The following is a 22824-nucleotide window of genomic DNA, read 5'->3' as shown; positions in this document are numbered from 1 at the left end:
TTTCTAAGGGGTGTATATCAATCAATTTTCATTTTTTCTCCAAACTCGGAAACTTAAATCCCACGTTCCTCCGCCTCATTTTGATCCTTACTCCCAAATTCATTAAGTAACGTACGAACTTCACTTGTCGACTTGGCATTCATCAAGCTGTTTCTAAGTTCACTTGCACCTCGAAATCCACGGACATAGACTTTAAAGAAACGGGCAAGCGCACTGAACGAACGTGGCTCCTGTCCTGAATATTGATCATGGAGATCCAGATGCAGCCGCAGCAGATCAAGCAATTCCTCACTGCTATGTTCCTTCGGCTCCTTCTCAAAAGCAAACGGATTCTGGAAAATACCGCGTCCAATCATAATGCCATCCACACCATATTGCTCCACAAGTTTGAGGCCTGTCTCACGGTCAGGAATATCCCCATTAATCGTCAGTAGTGTCTTGGGTGCTATCTCATCACGAAGTTTCTTAATCTCCGGAATCAGTTCCCAGTGAGCGTCTACTTTGCTCATTTCTTCTCTCGTCCGCAGGTGAATGGACAGATTCACAATGTCCTGTTGCAAAATATGGGTCAACCAGTCGCGCCATTCGTCTACAGCTGTGAAACCAAGCCTTGTTTTTACACTGACGGGTAGTCCTCCGGCTTTGGCTGCTTGAATGATATCAGCTGCAATTTCGGGACGGCAGATCAGTCCGCTTCCTTTTCCATTCTCGGCTACATTGGCTACCGGACAACCCATATTGATATCGATCCCTTTAAAGCCTTCCTTTGCCATACCGATACTCATCTCACGAAAGAATTCTGGTTTATCTCCCCAGATATGAGCCACAATCGGCTGTTCATCCGCTGTAAACGTCAACCGCCCGCGCACACTATGGTGCCCCTCCGGGTGACAATAACTCTCTGTATTCGCAAACTCCGTAAAAAATACATCCGGTCTGCCCGCTTCACTTACGACATGCCGGAACACAACATCCGTCACATCTTCCATGGGTGCCAGTATAAAAAATGGTCGTGGCAATTCACGCCAAAAGTTTTCCTTTGTCATCTCAAAAGCTCCTCTATACATTCCAGGACAGTCTTTGTCCTCATTAATAGTAGAAAATCTTAACTCATGCATCTACTTGCCTATCATTTACATTAGCATTAGCATTAACATTACAATTTTTCATTGAAATTCATATTATGATGTCCTTGCTTCTTCACTTATACCATGCAAATGAACTTCCTTCAAACATCAGTATCTGTTAGCACTTCCATTAGACCTTCAGATTATTGAAAGTTCGGTGATTTCGAAATTCCCTTTCCCGATTTTATCACGTCTTTAGTTGATTTTCAGCACGATTGCTCTTGCCGAACTGGAAAAGCTACTCTAAAATGAAGCTCGGCAGGCTTTTAACCTGCAAATTGAGTTTTGGAGGAGGCCTGAATTAAACATGGAAATTTCACTAGATATAATCAAAGACAAAGTCGAATGCTTGCAGGCTTATGACTTCCGTGAATTGGAACGAGCCATTGAAGAACGAGTCGGAATGAACAAAGCTTTGCTACTGCGGGTGAACCAAGTTCAGCATCAAGTGACCTTTGACCCTTTTCGCAACAAGATGCTATATAGTGCCGTTGTGCATTTTGCCGTAGATTGATTGAACATAGAGTAGTCTAGGGGGAATAGAAAAAACGGATTGATCATGCCCAATCCGTTTTTTCTATATTCGTTATAATATATTTTTTTCAAACTTGTGCTTAATAAATATTGACTCACTCAACTCAATGTTTATAACATATCTTCTGCAGGGTCAACCTTGTACCAATGCTCATTTGGATTTCGCTTACACTCTAATGCAGGAACCTTTTTTGTAACTTTGCGCTTAATACTGCCATCATTGTTGGGTCTATTTATCCATTCCACTGGTTTATTATAATATTTCATCTCCCCACCACATTTAGGACATTTGTGCGAATGTATTTTTTCCAATGTCAACCTATTATCGTATCCATTAATTGCAAAATTAAAAAATAAGGGATGCCTCGTTTCGGTTTTAGCAATTCTTCTAAGACTAAGAAGTATCACAAGTAAGATAATCAGAATTACAAATGCCATTAAATATATTGAAAATTCAAACCCTACTACTGGCTTCAATTCTCCATTGAAAATATCTAAACTATTTTTCACCATTTTAACAACAATAGGGATCAATCCACCAACTGTTATAACAAAGCTAATCCACGTTAAAATAGCCAACGTAAATGGGCTTCGCCATACTGGTTCAGGCGTATAATTAGCCTCTTGATTATTGGTATTTGGTGCATGGTGATTAATTATATCTCCAGCAGCAATTTGTGCCGGCCCATGAAAGTTTACTTCTCCCTTAAAGTTGTTTTGATTATTATTTTTTTGGTTTTTCCCCATCTTTACCTCACTTATTTTCTATTGATATAACCATTCCACTCATGAGCCACTAGCTTTCTGATATGTAAGGTTAAAGAGTCAAGAGATAATATCCCTGACCCTTTTACACTGACTCTTACATATGAATCCCCAAATTTTTTAACTGTTCATTAATCTTGGCCTCAAGTTCAGCAATTTCTTTTCGATCTTGCTCTAATAGCTTATTCACTTCAGCAAGATCTATCGTTTGCTCTTCTTCAAACGTATCCACGTAACGAGGAATATTTAAGTTATACTCATTGGCTTTAATTTCTTCAAGTGACGCCACATGAGCGTATTTATCGACATCTACACGATTTCGGTAAGTTTCAACAATTTTATTAATGTTCTCATTCGTAAGTTTGTTTTGATTCTTACCCTTTTCGAATTCATTGCTTGCATCAATAAACAAAATATCTTTTGCTTTACGATTTTTCTTAAACACCAAAATCGTAGTTGGGATGCCTACACCATAAAACAAATTGGAAGGTAAGCCTATAACTGTATCAAGATAGTTTTTCTCAATTAAAGTTTGACGGATCACACCTTCTGCTGCGCCACGGAACAATACACCATGCGGCAATACAATCGCCATTGTTCCCTTATCATTCAGAAGATGATACACACTGTGCAAAATGAATGCATAATCTGCCTTTGTTCTAGGAGCAAGTTTACCATACTCTCTAAAACGAGGATCTTTGAGTTTTGTTTCACTGTTATCCCAATGGGCAGAATAAGGCGGATTCGCAACGACGGCATCAAAAGAACGTGGATGATCGTTACCTTGGGCGTCTACTCCATCAGGCCAATCGCTTTCAAGTGTGTCCGCATTAGAGAGGGTTATATTGTTATATGAAACACCGTGCATCATCAGATTCATCCGGGCCAAGTTATAGGTAGTTGTGTTCTTTTCCTGACCATAAAACTTAATAGCTCCAGGTTTATCCCCACCAGGCAACTCACCTTTTACCGTTAACAGTAGTGATCCTGATCCACAAGTCGGATCATAGACAGAGAATGTATTGCCTGAAGCTTCAACACCATCCGTTACAATTTTAGCCAACACTTTAGACACTTCATGAGGTGTGTAGAACTCTCCACCTTTTTTACCTGCACTTGCGGCAAATTGACCGATTAGGTACTCATAGATTTCCCCAAGAATATCTTTGCCATCTTCACCTTTATAATTGATGCCATCAACGAGCTTCACAATGCGGTTAAGTGATTTTGCACGTTCATTGGTAGAAGAACCCAGACGCGAATCTCCAAGATTGATGTCGTTAAATACACCTCGGAAATCCTTCGCCGCTTCTTGGTTTAATTCAGCGTTCTTATTAAAGTTATCAAAAAGTGTTTGATAATCACTTGGAATCACCATACTATTCTCGATCTTATGAACCAACGATTCCCAAGTATCCAGTGGAGCAATGGCATAGCCCAAACTAGAAGAAATATCTTCCAGGTAATCTTTCAAATCGTCACCAAATGCTTGTTCTAAATAAGCTTTATTAATTGATTCCCCCTCAGCAACTTCAAGAATATTATTCTCAACCAGATATTGTTCTTGATGCTCGGACAGATATCGATAGAACATAAAGGCTAGAATGTAGTTTTTATATTCTGCCGCATCCATGCTTCCGCGTAGCTCGTTCGCCATCGCCCACAGTTTCGTTGTTATGCTTTGTAGATTGTTGCTCATTTTTTTTACTTCCTCCCAGATATACAATCGCTCCATTTACTGTTCGTTATGGAGATCTTCTGTCTTATACACGTAGTAACCCTCGTAATGGTAGCTCGCATCGATGCCTTTCATATAAATCTCACGGTCATTGATCTGATCCGTAAGAGCTGATTTAAGAAGAAACTTAATCTCGACGTCTTTAATAGGACTTCTTTCCATGGCAAGCAAATAGTCTTCTTTATCAACCTTACTCCAATCGATAACTTGCCTGATTTCCTTTTTCAAGATGCAATCAAGCCATATTCTTGCACTCCTCCCGTTCCCCTCTCGAAAAGGATGAGCCACGTTCATCTCAACATACTTTTCGATGATTTCATCAAAAGTGGATTGCGGTAGCTTTGAAATATTCTCCAGTGCAACTTCAAGGTACATCACAGGTGCGAATCGAAAACCACCCTTGGCTATATTAACATCACGTACTTTTCCAGCAAAATCATATATTTCTTCGAAAAGACATTTGTGAATATAGGATAATGCCTTAAATGTGCCAACTTCTAATGTATCCAGCAAGCCCGTCTCGAACATTTCCAGCGCTTTTTTCTTGCTGAGCTTTTCTTCAACACGTGCAAGTTCTGCAGAATTAGTAAAGCCTAACTTGTTTTCCATAACCATCACTTAAACCTCCAATCATACAAACATTTGTTGAAGCAATGCTTTCTTCTGTTCTTGCAAATGTTCTAGCTTGCGTTGATGCAAAGAGATGAGGTGGTCGAGTTGTGAGAAAAAGGTGCCGATTTCGCGTTGTTCATCAGAATTGTTTGTTAACCAAGCATATTGATTTTTCAAAATAATAAAGTGACGTTTATAGCCTTCTGATTCAGGTTTATACCGCTCCAGTAGTGAATATAGATACTTCCCGTCTAATCCATCTGCGCTCAAGATTTTTACGCCATCTGTGGCAACAAAGAAGGGTTCTGATGGCTTATAGAGTGAAACTGTATGATCACCAAATAACGTAACACCATCAAAGTCTATAAAGGGATTACCTTTAGCAAAACCAACTTCAGGTTTATCCCCTTGTTGGATTATTTTATAAGCTCCATCTTCAGTTGGTTCAGCTAGATATGATCTAAAAGCATGAGATTTTAGCACATTCCCAAGCTTATATTGTTTCCAAGCATCAGCAAATCCCTGGAAACGAATTTCAGGGGTATTTTCACCATTTTTCGGAAACATTTTTTGAAGCAGTCCATCCTTCAGATTTTTAATGTTATTTAACTTACGCTGATGAAGGAGAATATTATTATCTAATTCCTTAAAGAATCCACTAATTTTCAATTGTTCATCGTAAGTTGGCTCCAACAAAATAATATTATTCAAAATTCCCTGGCTAACATTGAAACGTGTACTTCCACCAGCATTATTTTCAATCTGCTTTCTGTTAATATAGTTCAATGAAAGCTCGATAAAGTAAGCATCGTAGTTACTTTTCTTTTTTCCTCGAATTGTGAATCCACTATAGAGTGAATATTCATCTTGTAGATAAGCCTTCGCCCATCCAACTTCTTCACGAATTTCAGAAGAACGAATAAATACTAAATCGTCTTTTTCTACTTTGTTTTTTTGTTCTATCCTGTCTTCAACTAGTACGGAACCCCTGATCCTTTCATAAGTTACGGGTTCTTTTGAGAGTATATCCATGACGCTAATCATTTTTCTTCCTCTACCATAACTTTCTTTTGGAGCATTTATACCATTAGAAAAAAACATTAAATCAGATAATTTTCGTTCTTTCCAAGCTCCACTAAACCCAGGAAACCTTATTTGCGGTACATTTTCTTTATGTTCACTCATTGCTGCTCTCCCTGTAGCGTCTTAATGACTCGATCAAAATCTGACACTATTTTTTGGTGTTTGTTAAATTCTCTATACTCCCCAATCGCCTTCTCTTTAGCCGAACTTTGTGAAATACGTCCGGTACCATCTAATACTTCATAGCGATTGAATGTTAGAAATTCATCAATGCTCTTGGCAAAGTCCTGCATACCCAATAAAACCTCATCTTCGAGCAATCGTTCTACATAATCAAAATAAGCGGATACGTTACGCTCCAGACTGCGAATTTGTTTTTCCGTTAAATAATTCTTCGCAACAGTTACATCGGATTGTAAGATTCGGCCATCAGGTGAATTCTTCCATGACGTAAGCCCCATATGCTCTTTATCTTTATCGGCACTGTTATACACAATTTCCGCCGCAGTTTTGCCTGTAATCGCATAATGAAACTTGTTCTGAACGGTCGCATAAAACTTCTTAGTGACGTCTGCGTTCTTGTCATAGTCGTATGAAATTTCTGCAAATACATCTGATATTTGTTGCCATATCCGCCGTTCACTTGCGCGAATGGAACGGACTGTTTCAATCAACTCACGGAAGTAGTCCTTGCGAAAAACATGTTCCCCTTGTTTCATGCGTTCAACATCAATTTTAAACCCTTTAAGGATATAATCTTTCAAGATATCTGTTGCCCAGATCCGGAACTTCGTAGCCTTTTGTGAATTAACACGATAGCCAATTGAAATAATAGCATCCAGATTATAATATTTCACTGGTTTGGTTTGAGTTTTTTCGTCTATTGCTCCATGTTGAGTGGTTATTTCCAAAATGGAAACAACCACTTTCTCATCTAGTTCCCCAGTTTGAAAAATATTTTTCAGATGTTTACTGATTGCCGGGATTCCAACATCAAAAAGCTGTGAAATAATCTTCTGCGTCGCCCAGATCGTATCATCTTGCACAAGAACTTCTACTTTCTCATCCCCATCATACATCAAAAATTGGATTTCTTTCATCAGGATCTCCCATCTATGCACGTGATTAAACCAGTTAGACTTTATTAACTTTAATTCTCCACCAAAGTATCTGCCAATTCATAAATTGCGTCACGCAAACTATTGCGATATTTCATTTTGGACAAGGACTGTATATGTTCATCATGAGCGAGTGTTGTATAGTTAGAAGCGGCTTGAACAATAATGTCACGTATCTGCCCTGTATCATCCAAATCCTGCACACCATAGCGATGTCGGCTGAACAATTCCCGCATTTGAGCGCTCGTAATTATATCCGTGATTCCCCACTTCACTCGAAAATCAAGAAACATACGATCCAAGCTGATGTTGCTCGCTTGCTGGATAATTTGTTCACTATTTCCGTTTAGATCCGCAGGATATTTGAAGTTAGCACCGGCAGGGGGGAAATACCCTTCAACAATAGCCGAAGCCGCATTCATAATCTGGGTAGCATAGTTACGATCATCCAATCCATTGGCAAATTGATTGATTTTTTCTTGTGTCTCTTTGGCTTCCTGATCTCTACCTTCGTGAACCTGATTTAGTAGTTTTTCAACGAGTTCAGTGAGATAATCATAATCCACTTTAACATCCTTCACATGTGTCATTCTCAGCTCGATCTGATATACAGGGATTTTCTTTTCTTTTGCAATATGCGACTTGAGTTCATTCGTTAAGACCGTTGTTAGCATGACTTCTTGCTCTGACGTCATTCCTAGCTTCTCTAATAGCTCCTCGGGATCATCATAATTAAATCCAACTGTTTCACCATCAACTTCATCTGGATCATATTGTTTTAATTTGGCCATACCTTTGTTATATTCTCGAAGCAAATCAAGCATTTCTTCCTTTTTCTTTTCCGATGGAGGCAGCTGTTGAAAATCAAATGTTAGGTCACTCAACTTATTAACTACTTTTTCCACTTCATTAAATACATTTTCAAATGGTTCGGCAATAATTCCATCTTGCTGATTAAATTCACGCATTAGTTCATCGGATAAAATCGCTGAGTCTTTATTAGCATAAATCGCAAGAGCTTTATTCATCAGCTTTTCATTCTGAGCAGGCCAGCGATAGTTCACCACACGTCCCCATGGTTTCAATTGCATATCCGAAATCCGGTTTGTTCTTGAATAAGCTTGAATCAACCCTGCACCTTTTAGTGTTCGATCCACATATAGCGTATTCAGCTCAGGCGCATCGAAACCAGTTAACAATTGGTCAACCACAATAACAAGATCAAGATAATTACGATCATAGGAAGATTTATTCAAGCGTGAAGCCACATCTTGCGTATAACCAGAGATATCATCCATACCAAATGACGTACCAAATTCAGCATTGTACGCAGTAATCGCCCTGAACAAACCTTGATTGGAGGCAAGCATACCGTCATTATTCGTTGTATTTAGGCTGAATGTCACAGCAACTTTTAGTGTTTGTCCACTATTCTTTTTATGTTCTTCATTAACACGCTGAAACTCATCAAAATACATCATTGCCATTGGCGTACTCGCTTTACCACCACCCACATGAGTCGTAAATAAAGCATTGTACTTCCCTTCATTCGAACGATTGCGCCAGTTCTTAAAGATGTCTTCGACTACCAATCTGACATGATCCACATTCTCGTCGTAGAAACTCGGTTCAACCGCATCATCCATATCTTCCTGGGAGAGATTGTCGATTTTCTCCTGAATTCGTTCTTCACTCCACTTGGGATAACGTTCACTGTAGAATGCAGGAAGATATTTTTCCTTCATTTGTTTTTCATCAATAGTGGTCTCAAAATCTACTTTAAACCCTAGTACATTGCGATCAGCAATGGCTTCACGAATCGTATAGGCATGTAATAGGGGCCCAAAAATATCTTCTGTTCGAAGACCCGTTGTCGTTTCATCAAACATAGGCGTTCCTGTGTACCCTACCCAAGCTGACTTCTTAAATGCTTTTTGAATATTATTGAACGAGTCACCACCTGTTGAGCGATGGGCTTCATCCACAATAAACACAATATTTTTATCTGGAGCTGTAAATGTTTTGCGTTTCACCAATGTGTCCAGTTTCTGGACAGAAGTCACAATGATGTTATTGTCTTTACTTTTAAGCTTTCTGCTCAAATCAGTTGTATTGTTCGTGTTTTGAACGCTGCCAAAGTTATCTTCTGTAGCATCAGGATCATAGGCTTTGTAATTTTCATTGGTTTGCTTGGTTAACGCAATGCGGTCCACAACAAAGACCACCTTGTCCACCTTTGGCATACGACTTGCCAGCCATGCTGTTTTGAAACTTGTGATGGTCTTGCCCGCTCCAGTCGTGTGCCATATGTAGCCGATCTTATGTGTGCCAAGCTCAAAATCTGAACGTTTCAAGCCCTCAATCACATTCTGAGTAGCATACACTTGATACGGACGCATGACTTTCAACATCTGTTTATTCTTTGTTCCGTCCAAAATCATATAATTGGTGGCCATTTGGTGTGCCATTGGAATTGAAAGCATAGAATCTGCGAACTCTTTCCAGTTACGTACAATTGTATTGTCACTCTTACGTTGCCAGTTAAAAGCAAAATCCTTATTAAATTTATCTGACGTTGTGTTCGCCATATACTTCACATTGCTAGGTGTTATGGCAACCAGAATTTGCAATGTTGAGAAAATATCACGATATTGATTTTCATCAGCATATTGATTCATTTGATTAAGCGCTTCATTGACATCACGTGTATCACGCTTTTCTTCAATTTGAATGATAGGCAGACCATTAATTAACAGAGTCGTGTCAAAATATCGAGTTTGTTTCCCAGCAATAACGGCTGGTCGTTCAATCTGATTGACCACTTGATATATGGTATCCCCAGCTCCGATTTGTTTTTGATCAAATACAGTAAGGAACACATGACGTCCATCGTCCAAGTCAATCTCAATTTGCGAAACTCCGTTTAAACCATATAAAAACTGTCCTGCTTCGTAAGGGGATTGAATGTCAGAGATAATTTTCTTAACCTGATTAAACTCCACAACACTCAGGGGACGTTCAAGTGTATTCTGATTGTGTTGTTCCAGAATGCCTTTGAAGTTGTCCCAGAGTTGTTCGTTCGTTTTAATCTTCGATTCATATTTCCACCGTTTCGTCTTCACTATGTAATCCGTATTGGATTCTTTTACAACAAAGTCACTTATTCCTTCTAGATATTCGGGTTGTGTAATTGTTCCGCTTGTAAGGTATTGAATTAATTCAGTCTCAAACTGAGTCTCGTTCATTTATTATTTGCCTCCTCAAGTCCCTCTAATACCAGGATCGTTTCCAATTTTGAGTTACGATTTCGTAACGCTTCCAACCGTAATTGATTGAAATAAAGCTCACCAATCATTTGCTGCTTTTCTAATTTAGGAATATTGAATAATTCAAGCTCTTTCAATTGTTTTAGCGTGTATTTTAGAACTTGAGAACCTTGTAAACCCAATAGTAACTGCTTTCTTACGAATTTATCTTCATTAAGCAAGTAAGCAAGATATTTGGAGTCCACGTTCTCACCCGTTACTAGCTTAACGTAGTTTTGTGTGTATAGATAACCCTCGTGTCTTGCACTAACGATTGTAGATTTTCCCGATACTAAACTAAACACAAGATCGCCCTGACATAACGTGTTCAGCTGATCAAAGGTTCGTATTTGTTTCCGATCACCATGATTAGAATCCATACCCGTTAGATCATTTTCGATCTCGGATTGCCTGTAATACGTATAAAGCCGTGCCTTATCATCGATTGCCTCGGCAATCCTGAACTGCGGAGATCCACTTACAAACTGAGCGATATGATCCAATCTTATCATATGTATTCGTGCCTTTCTTAAATTAAGTTTCATTGAATGTGTACACTTTATCAAATCTAAATCAGAAAATCAATAAGTCATTTTCTTAATTTTCAGAAATTACATATACAATAACAGAAGTCGCCTATTCCCTTAAAGAACAGATAGCCCTTGTATCCCAATTTCCTCATTACATTTCTATAATGCTTCAGTAATCTTTAATCCACCACGAGGCATGAGGGTACTGATGTAAAAAGTCATTTCAATGTCGTTCACCCAATCCACCATACTTTCCTTCCAACACATCTCTTAGCGGCAGATTCATATCACGTCCCATCGTCCACAGAAATTCAAGGGCAAGCGGATGAGAATCCAGTCATTTAATGTCATGTTCCAGATCATACTTTTAAAAAGATCAAAGAGGAGCAGGATTCCCCTGCTCCTTCGCTATGTGAAACTTCTTTCTCTCATCAAACGTAAATTCACAAGGTATAATGAAATCAGATGACCGTTCAGCATGATCTTATGACCATCATAATGAAGGAGGGGACATTCGTGGCATTTATCCCGTTAAACTGTCCCAATTGCAACGGAAAAATTGAATACAAGAAGGATGAGGTTTTAAAGTGTCCCTATTGTGAAACAGAGCTTATATTGAAGCAAAATCATGTCTATTACGTAGACCAGACCATTAATCATTACCACGGAACGCCCCCTAAAGCACCGCTGAAGCAGACTGCCTCCGTAAAGCTAATGCTGATACTGATGTTAGTCCTAACTGGCGCGATCGGTACATATTTTTATTATAGCAACAGCTCCACCTATCCAAAAACAGAAGCCAATCTGCCTGTGCGAAAGATGCCTGAAAGCGAGGTTCTGCTCTTCTTTTTGCGAGATATCTTCGATAAAGGGTCTGCCTTGCCAACAGAGGAGGAATTGGCTCGTATTCGCTATTTAACCGTAGAGCATTCGGAGAATGATCAGTGGAAATTTACATACAGCTTCTCCGATCCCTTCAGCGATGAACAGGCCGAGAAAATCACTTATGTTACTCAGGACAAGAAACTGAATAGCCAGCGGATTGATCAGCGAGATTTTGAAGCTTTTAAGGGACTGACGGCATTGGACCTGACGAATACCTATGAAATATCCCAGACGGACCAAACCACTCTGGCCCATATGCCCGGATTAAAAAGTTATGCTGGCGCTTTTAACGAATCCTTCAGTACATTTTCGGGCTACTTTGGCGACAAGTCTAAAATTACGGAGCTTTCCACTCAGCTTCGCAGCAATCAGGAGTTGGCCATGCTGCTGGAATTTCCCAATCTGAACTCTTTATCCATTACCTATGTGGATGAGTCTGTAACAGATTTTCACTTGTTAAACCAATTGCCAATCAAGTCCCTGTCGCTCACCTTTGTCGATGAACTCGGATGGTTGTCGTCCATGACCGGGTTATCATCCTTGTCTATACAGTACAGTGAAACCACAGACCTGCAGCCGTTATATGCCTTGACCCAGCTTCAGGAGCTTCAGTTGTCCTATTTAACGAACGTAAAGTCCATCGACTTTGTGCAAAATATGCCTGCTCTACAAACGTTAGATATTGAAAATGTAAACTTCTCCAGTCTGGAGCGCTTGGCCGGCAAAAACTCCATTACTACACTACGCCTGGCTTCTCTAAGTCAACTTGGTTCGGTAAAAGCCATCAATAACCTTTCCTCTTTGCGGGAATTAACGTTGTCCGGCTATTACGAGAATGCAGAGGCGCTGACACTGTCTAAAGTAGAGCGAGTGGAAATTCCGAGCTCCTTTCTCCCCGGGCTAAAGGCCCCGACTACAACCAGTCTGACGCTCCGTGGCGGAAGTGGGGAATTGGACTTGGCTGCGCTGGGGAAATTTCCGAAGCTGAAGCAGCTTTCCCTCTGGGAGATCAGTGAAATAACCCGTCTTGCCGCCCTGGACGGCTTGTCCCGCCTAGAGACTCTGAAAATTTACGACTCGTCACTGTTCAAGGAAAGCGACGCCTTATATCGTTTGAAGCAGGTGAAATCTTTGGTTTGCTCCGAGTGCAGGCTGAACTTTGAACAAAAGGCGGCCGCGGAGAACAGCGTACTTGAACATTTGACCTTAAACCAGTCATATTTTAGCATGAACAATACCTCTGTTACTGAAATTGATCAAATGATGCCTTACTTTGCCAACATGTCCGCTCTACGTTCCTTCGCTCTGCAAGACAGCAATTTGGCTTCTCTCGAATTCATGAGCAACTGGCAGGCCATAGAAGAGCTTCATCTCGAGAACAATGCCATTTCCAATATCGAGCCCCTAAGCCAACTGCCTAATCTGCAAAAGGTATATCTATCCGGTAATTCCGTACAAAACAAGTCTGTTGTTGGTACGGATGTAAATGTATATTAATGACTGCCTGGATTATGGCGAGTTTTAGACTACTACAGTTAATGGATGGTATTGAAACAAAGACAAGAAGGGGTTCGAGAATCATGTATAAATTCTCGAACCCCTTCTGTTTATGTTTAGCTTCTCACCAACAACGCCACCGACTCCACATGCACCGTATGCGGGAACATAGGTTACTTTGTTCTCATTCGTCGCAGTGGTCTATAACCTTAATCTATAAGGGTTTTCTTTATTCCTGTATGGTTCTGTTTGGTTGCCCTATACTTGGAAATAACAGCTTTCGTCCCCAATCCGTCCCCATAAAAACTATTACTTGCGCTCAAGCGTTCTGGTTCAGAGAGGTTTCCTACATCATTCCCTTTTAGATTCCACAAAGTAAAAATCACCTATTAGTGAAGAATGTTCCCATGGCATTTGTTTTCCTTTAGAAATCATAAGAACCTCAGTCCTAACCTTTTTGAATAACTCTTCAATTTTTATTCCTTCTTCAACCATGCACTCAGTTAGTACTTTTGTGAATAGACCATTATCCCCTACGCCATCACTTGCAGTAGAATTTGGACTAGTAGAAAAGGAAATAAATGTACCTTTCGGTGGCATGATATTAGACAGTCCTGACTCTATTACCCCCCTACTTTCAGAAAGAGAGAATTTTGTTCTACATGCATCTAAGATGACTAAATAAGTATAACTATTGTCATCCATCATTTGTTCAAAGAGTCTAGAGATATTAATTGAAGTTTGACTTATTCTCGTAATAGAACTTATTTCAGCATTAGTCGGAATTAAATAATTCTCCCCGCTTATTTCTACCCCGTGGCCCGCATAATAAAGTAACCCAGTATCATAGTTCTTTAAATCATGACCAAATTCATAAATAACCTGATTAAAATCTTTAAAATTCAAGTCCTTGAAAGTTTTAACATCGAACCCGGATTTCTCTAAAACATTCTTCATAGATTCTACATCATTCCTAGGATTATTTAATTTGGACCAATCAGTATACTCACTAATTCCAATGACGTATGCCAACCTTGAATTTCTTCCTTTTATTTTAATTTCAAGATTTTCTCCTTGATTCGTATCTTTATCAGATATTTTTATGTCAATTCCGACTTTTGCATGAAGTTTATCTATTGCATCTTTAATATAATAAACAATTTTTTCATTAAATATTTTTCTATTTTTAGTTAAGATATACTTAATTTGATATCCTATAAGGTCGCCCATTAAATCCCATCTATTATCAGAAAGTTTGACGTCCCCAATGTATTCTGATATATTGTTCTCTTTATAATAATTAAAAAATATTAATTTCATTTCTTCTTTTTTACTTGTATTCCAATTCTGATCAACCCTTTTCGGGAAATCATACTGTTTTAGTTCTACCAACTCTTTTTTTAGTTCCTCCCATATATTATTCACAAAAAAATAATAGTCAAAACTGGCTGGAAGCTTCTCGGAAAGTATAGGATCAATGTTTTCAAATATCATATCATCTCTATTGATACGATTACTATCAATCTCATAATTGATAGTGAGGAAATCCAGCCTTTTGTTATCCACTATAAATTTATGTATAGTATCAATAAAAAAGGAATTAGGAAAACACAATCTGAAATAACTACTATCTGCGGTGAAAGTTTTTCTACTAAAGCCATTACTAAGTGCCCTCATTGAATTGAAATAAGGAAATTGCAAATTTTCATATTGAGAAATAAAATATTCTATGATACTTTCCGCGAATTTTTCTAAATCCGTTTCACTTTTCACTGATAATAGAGGAAGTTTTTCATCAATTATCTTCAGATAAACGTTATTTGCATTTTGCAACAGCACATAATTCTCAAATGATGTATTAATAAATTTCACTATTTCATCATTTAACTTATAATTACTAAGAGAGTTTAGTAACTCAACATCCTCTTCATCAATTGTTCCTCGATGAAACCTTTTATCAGTTTCCGGGTTAGAGAGATAAATGGAATTACATATTGCTTTTATCATTATTTTTTCAATTATGAGCTCTTTTTTTACATTTCCTGAAATATTCTCCTTCATTCCTGAAGACTCAAAGTAATCATCAATAGCTAATTCTAACCCACCTTTTATGTCTTCTTGAACTTGAGTAATAAACTTTTGTTCGTTAATCATAAACTTTTCCAGATTATTTGTTTCAATTGGAATGTCTTTGTTTTTATTTTTATTTTCTCTTAAGTCAATGAATATATCATCCTTACATAATTCTTTATCTAGTTTTGTGTTCACTAACAAAAAATTATTCAACTTATTTTCTTTTATTATTTTACTGAAAATACTTTTCATACCATTTTCTTTACTTCGAAACTTATTAACATCATTTATGAACGCAATCATGTCAGGAATATATTTATTATATTCATAAACACCAAAAATACTATCAACACTATCAATCCCTGTGTGATCTGTCCCAACTGTATCTATTAAAACAATCCCATCTCGATTATCATTGAAGAGCAATTCTGCATAATCACTACTTGCAGGTATTTTAAATTCAATTGATTGGATATATGGTTCAATATCCTTAAGTCTCCTAAGTTCTTTATTACTAAAAAGAGTCAGATCCATCTCTTTATTAACTACTAATTCTATAAATTCAGACCCCAAAAAACTTGAAATATATTCGTCATATAATTTTTTTATCATAACATTCAATGCATATTCGATTCCTTCGTTCATGTAAGAACTATAGATTAAATCACGCATATCTCCACCTGGAATATTATCCAGAATTGTACTCAAATCAAATAATTTATTAGCATCTTTCTCTAATTCAGAAAAGAAAATCTTTTTTTCTTCCTCTACTTCAGTATATTTACGATCTATTTTATTATAATCATAATTTTGAACATAATCTTCAGAAGCAAGATTAGGTATTTCATTTGCCTCTTGCATAATTTTCTTTATCGAACGAACAAATTTTTCTTCAAAAATTTGTTTGACACTTAATGCACTGGCAAAATTAATAGAATATTCAACCTTTTCTGAACTATATGGTTTTATTGAGTACACTGTTGAAACTCTTGTGGTTTGTCCTTCTCTTCTAATTGGCAAGAAACCCTTCAGGTCATTATGTATAAATTGACTTATAAATTTTGATTTCCCTGATTCAGATTGTCCCACCAGTAGTATTGTTGGTCTTAGCAAATCATTACCTCATTTCTAGTATTCAATTTATCGTCCCTAAAATCACAACATTTCGCATGCTCCAGAAGAGCAGAAGCTATGAATCATTGTTGAACATCTCTCACTTTTTTTTGCTCACCAACGATAACCCTTTCAAAAGTAATGTGCAAATCATATACACAGCACACAAAAGAGTATTCTATTAAAAAAACCTTTTCCAAACCGTAGGAGGTTCAATTTGCAACGAAAGTTCAATAAATTTTTTTGCATCATCTATTAGATCAGGTGTATCAGCTTCTTTTACATTATCATATATAGTTTGAGCTATCATATAGGCTTCATTAAGATTAGTTGGAATAAGAGCACTGTATGTATCATTGATACCACTCATTCTAACGAGGTCATTTATCATAGTAATAATAACATAAGACCTTGCATCATCACCTTGTTTCAACAGATCAATAAAATTCAAACTATGTACTTCCCAAGTATTGTAAACCATTTCAAAATCTTCAGAAATATTAAATCCATTCCCATTAAGTCTTCTATATATAATAATATGGTCCAGTAAGTTTGCTAAGCTTGTTGAAAGATCATCTTGCTGTAACAACTCATCATACCCTTCATTTCGCATTGAAAGATGTATTAGTTCGTGTGCTATTCTAGTATCTAAAATCTCTTGCTCTTCATGAGATTTAGAGAAAATAATGTTAGATTCAGGTAGATATATTGCTTTGCAATAATCTGAACCTTCAAAAATCTCGCTAATCTCAAGATGAACTTCTTCATAAATAGTCAGCTTTTGATTAATAAAATTGGTGAGAAACTCAGATAAGCTTAGCTCAGTTCTAATGATTTTATCAATATTTAACATATATCTTTCAATCCTTTCTATATTAACTGTACTTGCTCAAAATCAGTTCCATGAAATGTAAAAAGAGACACACTTGACTCTCTGCGTAAAATAGAAGTACCACCAACCACCCCACGCAGAGGAGAACAAGATATGTCTCTTACGTCTACTTTATCACATGAAAATCATTGGAACAATCGGTTAAATGAGTGGAAACTTCCACTTTATTTCTCCAAGCCTGTGCTTCAACACATCAAGTACTTCGTAGATGGTATGCTTTCGAATGGATTTACAGGTACTTTAACCGATATTCACCGAGAAAGCCTACAAGAACGAGACCGCAGAACCCTGAGTCATTTCTTAGCTCACGGAAATTGGAACACGTCTTACCTGAAACGCATCACTCAACGTGTTGCTTTTCAGCAGATCAAGGCGTGTGCTCAGCGAGATCGCAGTCCTATTTTTGTCATCCTGGATGACACCGTGTATGAAAAAACCAAGCCCTCGTCACAGGCTACGCACATGATTGAAGGCGCCTCGTTTCAACATTCTCATCTCAAGGGGCAGCATGTCTACGGGCATGCGTTGGTTCAAACGTTGCTTCGTTTCGAGGATCAGGTGTTTCCCTTTGCTACAGAGCGGTACGATCCGAAAGGAAAAAGTAAAATCGATTTGGCTTGTGAAATGATTCAGGCTGTCCCCATGTCGATGTGCTCAACCTACGTCCTCATGGACGCCTGGTATCCGCCTGCTTCAGTGCTTAAAAGAGTGCGGAGCGTGGCTTTCATGTGATTAGTGGTTTAAAAACCAACCGTATTTTCTATCCTCAAGGCATCCGGCAGTCGCTCAAAAGCTTCACTTCCTACATCTCGAAATCGGATACCGATCTAGTGACCATCGGCGCCTCCGCTTACCGGGTATATCGCTATGAAGGGAAGCTCAATCTCATGGAGAATGCTGTATTGCTCCTATGTTGGAAAGAAGGAGATGGCTTTGATCCCAAGCAAATGAGAGCTTTTCTGAGTACGGATGTTTCCCTGTGTAATGAAGAAATTCTGCGTTACTACAGTAAACGATGGGCGATAGAAACGCATTTTCGAACTGCGAAAGTCCATCTGGCCATGAATCGCTACCAGATTCGATCGACTCAAGCCATTGACCGTTACCTGACCCTGCTTATGTTTGCTGTACTATGTTGCAGCCATGATAGCCATGGAAACTTGATCGAGGGTTTACATCACTACCGCCTCCAGAAAAAGTGCGACTTAATTGAATATATTTACAACTAAGCACAAAGCGGAGCTACAGTAGACCAAATTAAAAAACGACTCAGAGTGGCATAGGGATACTGTCAGCTCTTTTTACTTACAAATATTTGAAGCGATTATTGGCAAGTACAGTATATTAAGTTAATTTCAAATTAATAGAATTGGATCAATGTATCAAATTACTGCTTCTTCGCTACATCAAATCGGGTTTAGAGACTGCGATTTTATACGAGAGGCGGCAAGTTGAACACTTAACGTTTCACTTATCTCTCAACCGTTACCGTTCCAAGCAAATATGGGCAACTCTTACACATCGTGACTTGATGGAGGACAATTCCATCAGGGAGTCCAAGGATCGGAGGGTAGGTCCATCATCGCCTTTAGGCGCTTCTTTTTTCCCGCCCGACTGACGAAGATTTGTAGGTTTACGCAGGCCATCAGTTGAAGGGGACTGCTGTTGTTGCTATTTTGACAGAGCTGACATTCGCGCTCGTTTACACGTTCTTCTAACTTTTTGATTCACTTGGCTTAACAATCCACAACAGAAAGAACGCATAGAAGTAGACTGCAAATTCCTGATCTCCTTTGCATATCTTATTTAACTTGTTGCAGGGTTAGCTTCATGCTCTCACTCCTCGTCTGCTCTCTGTAACTCTAACTTTATTTGTTTCTTCAGCACTTGGCAATCAATTCTTTAAAAACAGAAAGACTATTCTCGATTTTAGAGAGACCTAAGCAGTAACAGTTAAGCAAACTAATATAGGCTAGACTCAAGAAGCTTCGGGCTATATTTCATAATTTGACAGGTAAATGTTGTGCATTCATTAAAAAGTCGTGTTACGCCACCCTCCCCCACCAAATCACTCCAAACCCTTGCCCCACTCGGCTTGAACGCCTCTCGCCCTTACTCCCCTATTTCAGCACGAGTAAATAAAGTCGTCTTACAAATCGGAGTAATATCAGGGGCAAACCGGAGAAAAATGGTGGGGAAAAGTAAATAAAATCGACTTAAAAAGCAGGGGGAAAGATAGGGGAGAGCAGGAAAAAACAGAGATTAGGGGAAGAGAAATCGGAGTGAATATTGGAGGAAGATATTGAGAAAAAGGCTTGATAGAAAAAGGGATTCGGTTAAGTTTAAGAACTTCCCTTTCTCCTATGCTCTCTCCCTTGACCTCCCCCTGCTCCAAAAGAAAAAGCCGAGGAAAACAGGATTGGATACCTGAGTTTCGCTCGGCTTTGTGATACGACTTTTTAGGCTTTAGATCGACTTTTTGGGATGTTCACATTAGCTTCTTACCAACATCGCCACCGACTCCACATGCACCGTATGCGGGAACATGTCCACCGGCGTGACCTCAACCGTGCGATAACCGCCATCCTCCAGAACACGAAGATCACGTGCCAACGTGCTCGGATTACAACTCACGTACACCACGCGCTCCGGCTTCATCTCCAGAATCGTTTCCAGCAAACGTGGATCACAGCCCTTGCGCGGTGGATCGACAACGATCACATCGGCTTCGATGCCTTGTTCTTTCCAACGTGGGATCACGTCCTCGGAAGCGCCGACTTCAAACTTGACGTTCTTCATCTCATTCAACATCGCATTACTGCGAGCATCTTCAATCGCTTCAGGCACGATTTCTACCCCATACACCTGATCCGCATGTTGCGCTAGGAAAAGAGAGATCGTACCGATGCCGCAATAGGCATCAATCACCGTCTCTTTGCCGCTCAGCCCTGCGTACTCTACCGTTTTGCCATACAGCACTTCCGTCTGCACCGGATTCACCTGATAGAATGAACGGGCCGAGATCGCAAACTGTACATCACCGATATAATCATAGATTACATCACGGCCCCAGAGGACGCGCGTCTCATCGCCAAAGATGACGTTGGTCTGTTTCTTGTTCACGTTCTGGCAGATACTCGCTACATGCGGAATCGCTTCACGGATACTGCCAATCCATTCGTCTTTGTACGGAATGTCTCGACCATTCGTAACCAGAACAAGCATCATCTCGCCAGTACGGAATGCCTTCTTCACAACCACATGGCGCAATAAGCCGCGACCTGTCTCTTCGTTGTAGGCGCTAATTCCAAAATGACTGCCGATCTCCTTAACCTTCGCAACCACTTCGTCATTGTGCTCATGCTGAATGAGGCAGCTCTCCATATCGATGATCCGATGGCTTCCTTTAGCGTAAAATCCACCTACCAGACCACCCTCGGATGCTCCAATTGGTACCTGTGCCTTATTCCGATAGCGCCATGGCTCGTCCATACCCATCGTAGGCAGGACACGAATGCCCTGCTCCGCATCTTCTGCATCCTCCACCATCACGTTCAACTTGCCAATCCGTTGCAAATTATCGACCACCAACTGGCGTTTCCACGCAAGCTGTCCAGCATAGCTCATATGCTGGATCTGGCAGCCGCCGCATTGATCGTAGATCGGGCAAGGCGCGGACACTCGATCCGGGCTTGCTTTCACGATCTCCAGTAACTTGGCGTAGCCATACTGCTTTTTGGTTTTCATTACGCGCACACGCACGGTTTCGCCCGGAAGCGCCCCCTGCACGAAGAGCGTGTATCCATTCGCACGACCTACACCCTCACCGTCATGGTTCATGCCAATGATGTCGATGACGGTCTCTTCATTTTTGCTAACGGGCAGTCCTTCAATTGGTGCAGATTCACGCGCTCTCCCCTTTGGACGAACGGCAGAAAGAGATGCGCCTTGTGGCCGCACCTCTTTCCCTTGCTGACGTGTAGATGGACGAGATGATTGACTTGGCTGACGGGACGCTGAAGCGTTCCCTTGCCCCTGAGAGGCAGCCGAATTCCGGCGGTTTTTTCCACGACCGCTGCGGTTCGTATTAGACAACGTACATTCACTTCTTTCTTCTTATATAGTACCCTTCCTATGCAGGCGAGGGAGAAAGCTCTATTTCATTTGTTCCTGATTCTAACGAACCTGGCACACCTTATTCACATCAAAAATAACGTTCCGAATTTCTAATGAACTTCAGAAACGTTATATCATCCTCGAATGGTGTTTTCCGACCTTTTCCGGTCAATTTCTCCAAAATAACGCCGCTGAAATTCGTTAGATTGACATCTTCGGCGATTTCGCCACATTAAGACTTTCTGAGTTCGTTAAGCTCAACGCATAGTGACCACATGAGATTATACGCGATCCCACCTTACACAGCAACTGGTAAATACACTTCCATCACGCCTTAGCGCAGAGCTGTATCCAACTCTCCTCATCACTCTTGTGCGATGCTGTGCAACCACTACTTAGGCATCTTTGCTTTTCCGCAAGCGATCACATTCTCCGCCAAGTGCCAAGTTTAACGATACAACATCAGATGATGACGCAAATTCGTAAATGTAGCTGGCAGCGTGCCGCCCAACTCTCCATCGAGGTTCAATTGTACATATCCCGGGGACGTAACTTCCATATGACTCGTCTGGAAATGAACCACTTTTTTGTCGTTCAGATGCTCCCCACGTAGCGCGAGTGTTACGAGGCGGATCATGTCAGCCAGATTGCATTTGCGGACACCGATCACATCGAACAGACCATCATCAATGGTTGCACCTGGAGCCAGCTTCTCAAAGCCCCCGACCGAATTGGTATTGGCGATGAGGAATAACATGAATTCATCATGGATCTCTTCCTGACCGTCGGCGCGAATAATCAGCTCCTGAGGAGACAGGCTCGCCATTTTCTCAATACCCTTCATATAATAGGCCAGTTGCCCAATCATCGTTTTCAGACGACTTGGTACTTCATAGGTCAGTTCAGTCAATGATCCGCCACCGGCGATGTTGATAAAATACTTATCATTCGCTTTGCCCAGATCGAGCGGGCGAAGCTGCTGGTTAATGACCAGATCCACGTAATCTTCCCACTGTCTCGGAATGCCGAGTGCACGTGCAAAATCATTCGTCGTTCCCAACGGAAACACACCCAGCGGAGGACGATTCTCCCGCTCAGCCATACCGTTAATGACTTCGTACAATGTGCCATCGCCACCAGCAGCAATAATCATGTCATATCCGCGCTCAATCGCAAGTTCAGCTTCCCGGGTTGCGTCACCTTCACCCGTTGTTGCGTGACATGAAGCTTCAATACCACCTTGATCCAAACGCTGCAAAATATCAGCCAGACGTTTCTTCATTTCTTCCCGGCCTGAGGTCGGATTATATATTAAGCGAGCTTTTTTCATCTCATACGCCACCTATTCCACATTATCCATGAGTCTGAACGACCTCATATTCTTACGTTACACGAGTCCACAAAAGGGCATATTTTTAACACAAATATGAACTTCC

At 40.0% G+C, this 22824-nt stretch carries 16 protein-coding genes; 4 read left to right on the top strand and 12 right to left on the bottom strand.

The window, feature by feature from the left end:
* Window positions 1-53: 53 nt before the first annotated feature.
* Window positions 54-1046 carry a tRNA-dihydrouridine synthase gene (locus MHI06_RS03980; protein WP_340400518.1) on the bottom strand — a complete coding sequence of 331 codons (993 nt, stop codon included), beginning with the start codon at window positions 1044-1046 and terminating at the stop codon, window positions 54-56.
* 388 nt (window positions 1047-1434) lie between these two features.
* Between MHI06_RS03980 and MHI06_RS03975 the strand changes: the two genes are divergently transcribed.
* Window positions 1435-1641, top strand: a complete 207-nt coding sequence (locus tag MHI06_RS03975; protein ID WP_340400517.1) for a DUF2536 family protein — start codon at window positions 1435-1437, stop codon at window positions 1639-1641.
* A 131-nt stretch (window positions 1642-1772) separates the two neighbouring features.
* Here MHI06_RS03975 and MHI06_RS03970 read toward each other — a convergent pair whose 3' ends face one another.
* From MHI06_RS03970 to MHI06_RS03940, 7 genes are all read right to left on the bottom strand, one after another.
* Complete coding sequence (locus MHI06_RS03970; RefSeq protein WP_340400516.1) at window positions 1773-2408, bottom strand: hypothetical protein; 636 nt, start codon at window positions 2406-2408, stop codon at window positions 1773-1775.
* Between the two features lie 115 nt (window positions 2409-2523).
* Window positions 2524-4125 (bottom strand): type I restriction-modification system subunit M, encoded by a 1602-nt coding sequence (locus tag MHI06_RS03965; RefSeq protein ID WP_340400515.1) that lies wholly within the window; start codon window positions 4123-4125, stop codon window positions 2524-2526.
* A gap of 36 nt (window positions 4126-4161) precedes the next feature.
* Window positions 4162-4779, bottom strand: a complete 618-nt coding sequence (locus MHI06_RS03960) for a Fic family protein (RefSeq protein WP_340400514.1) — start codon at window positions 4777-4779, stop codon at window positions 4162-4164.
* Between the two features lie 15 nt (window positions 4780-4794).
* Window positions 4795-5961 carry a restriction endonuclease subunit S gene (locus MHI06_RS03955; RefSeq protein ID WP_340400513.1) on the bottom strand — a complete coding sequence of 389 codons (1167 nt, stop codon included), beginning with the start codon at window positions 5959-5961 and terminating at the stop codon, window positions 4795-4797.
* Window positions 5958-6959: a RhuM family protein gene (gene rhuM / locus MHI06_RS03950; RefSeq protein WP_340400512.1), complete on the bottom strand. Its 1002-nt coding sequence runs from the start codon at window positions 6957-6959 to the stop codon at window positions 5958-5960. Before rhuM ends, MHI06_RS03955 begins: the two co-directional genes overlap by 4 nt.
* Before the next feature lie 50 nt (window positions 6960-7009).
* Window positions 7010-10222, bottom strand: a complete 3213-nt coding sequence (locus tag MHI06_RS03945) for an HsdR family type I site-specific deoxyribonuclease (protein ID WP_340400511.1) — start codon at window positions 10220-10222, stop codon at window positions 7010-7012.
* Window positions 10219-10827 carry a restriction endonuclease subunit M gene (locus MHI06_RS03940; RefSeq protein ID WP_340400510.1) on the bottom strand — a complete coding sequence of 203 codons (609 nt, stop codon included), beginning with the start codon at window positions 10825-10827 and terminating at the stop codon, window positions 10219-10221. Before MHI06_RS03940 ends, MHI06_RS03945 begins: the two co-directional genes overlap by 4 nt.
* A 501-nt stretch (window positions 10828-11328) precedes the next feature.
* Between MHI06_RS03940 and MHI06_RS03935 the strand changes: the two genes are divergently transcribed.
* Window positions 11329-13194, top strand: a complete 1866-nt coding sequence (locus tag MHI06_RS03935) for a leucine-rich repeat domain-containing protein (RefSeq protein WP_340400509.1) — start codon at window positions 11329-11331, stop codon at window positions 13192-13194.
* 351 nt (window positions 13195-13545) lie between these two features.
* On the opposite strand, the gene MHI06_RS03930 is transcribed toward MHI06_RS03935, so the two are convergent.
* Together MHI06_RS03930 and MHI06_RS03925 are read right to left on the bottom strand one after the other, a co-directional pair.
* Complete coding sequence (locus MHI06_RS03930; RefSeq protein WP_340400508.1) at window positions 13546-16380, bottom strand: caspase family protein; 2835 nt, start codon at window positions 16378-16380, stop codon at window positions 13546-13548.
* 181 nt (window positions 16381-16561) lie between these two features.
* Window positions 16562-17233: a hypothetical protein gene (locus tag MHI06_RS03925; RefSeq protein WP_340400507.1), complete on the bottom strand. Its 672-nt coding sequence runs from the start codon at window positions 17231-17233 to the stop codon at window positions 16562-16564.
* Between the two features lie 132 nt (window positions 17234-17365).
* Here MHI06_RS03925 and MHI06_RS03920 point away from each other — a divergent pair, with 132 nt between their 5' ends.
* Together MHI06_RS03920 and MHI06_RS03915 are read left to right on the top strand one after the other, a co-directional pair.
* Complete coding sequence (locus MHI06_RS03920) at window positions 17366-18004, top strand: transposase (RefSeq protein WP_340400506.1); 639 nt, start codon at window positions 17366-17368, stop codon at window positions 18002-18004.
* Window positions 18001-18501, top strand: a complete 501-nt coding sequence (locus tag MHI06_RS03915) for a transposase (protein WP_340400505.1) — start codon at window positions 18001-18003, stop codon at window positions 18499-18501. The genes MHI06_RS03920 and MHI06_RS03915 overlap by 4 nt, the downstream gene beginning before the upstream one ends.
* Before the next feature lie 1264 nt (window positions 18502-19765).
* Here the strand turns inward: MHI06_RS03915 and rlmD are convergent.
* The gene (gene rlmD, locus MHI06_RS03910) at window positions 19766-21367 is read right to left on the bottom strand and encodes a 23S rRNA (uracil(1939)-C(5))-methyltransferase RlmD (RefSeq protein ID WP_340400504.1); all 1602 of its coding nucleotides are present in this window, start codon (window positions 21365-21367) and stop codon (window positions 19766-19768) included.
* Window positions 21368-21836: 469 nt separating this feature from the next.
* Complete coding sequence (locus MHI06_RS03905) at window positions 21837-22718, bottom strand: diacylglycerol kinase (RefSeq protein ID WP_017690659.1); 882 nt, start codon at window positions 22716-22718, stop codon at window positions 21837-21839.
* Window positions 22719-22824: the final 106 nt, after the last annotated feature.

Source organism: Paenibacillus sp. FSL H8-0079 (assembly GCF_037991315.1).
Lineage (GTDB): Bacteria > Bacillota > Bacilli > Paenibacillales > Paenibacillaceae > Paenibacillus.
This window is presented reverse-complemented; position numbering and strand designations above follow the sequence as displayed.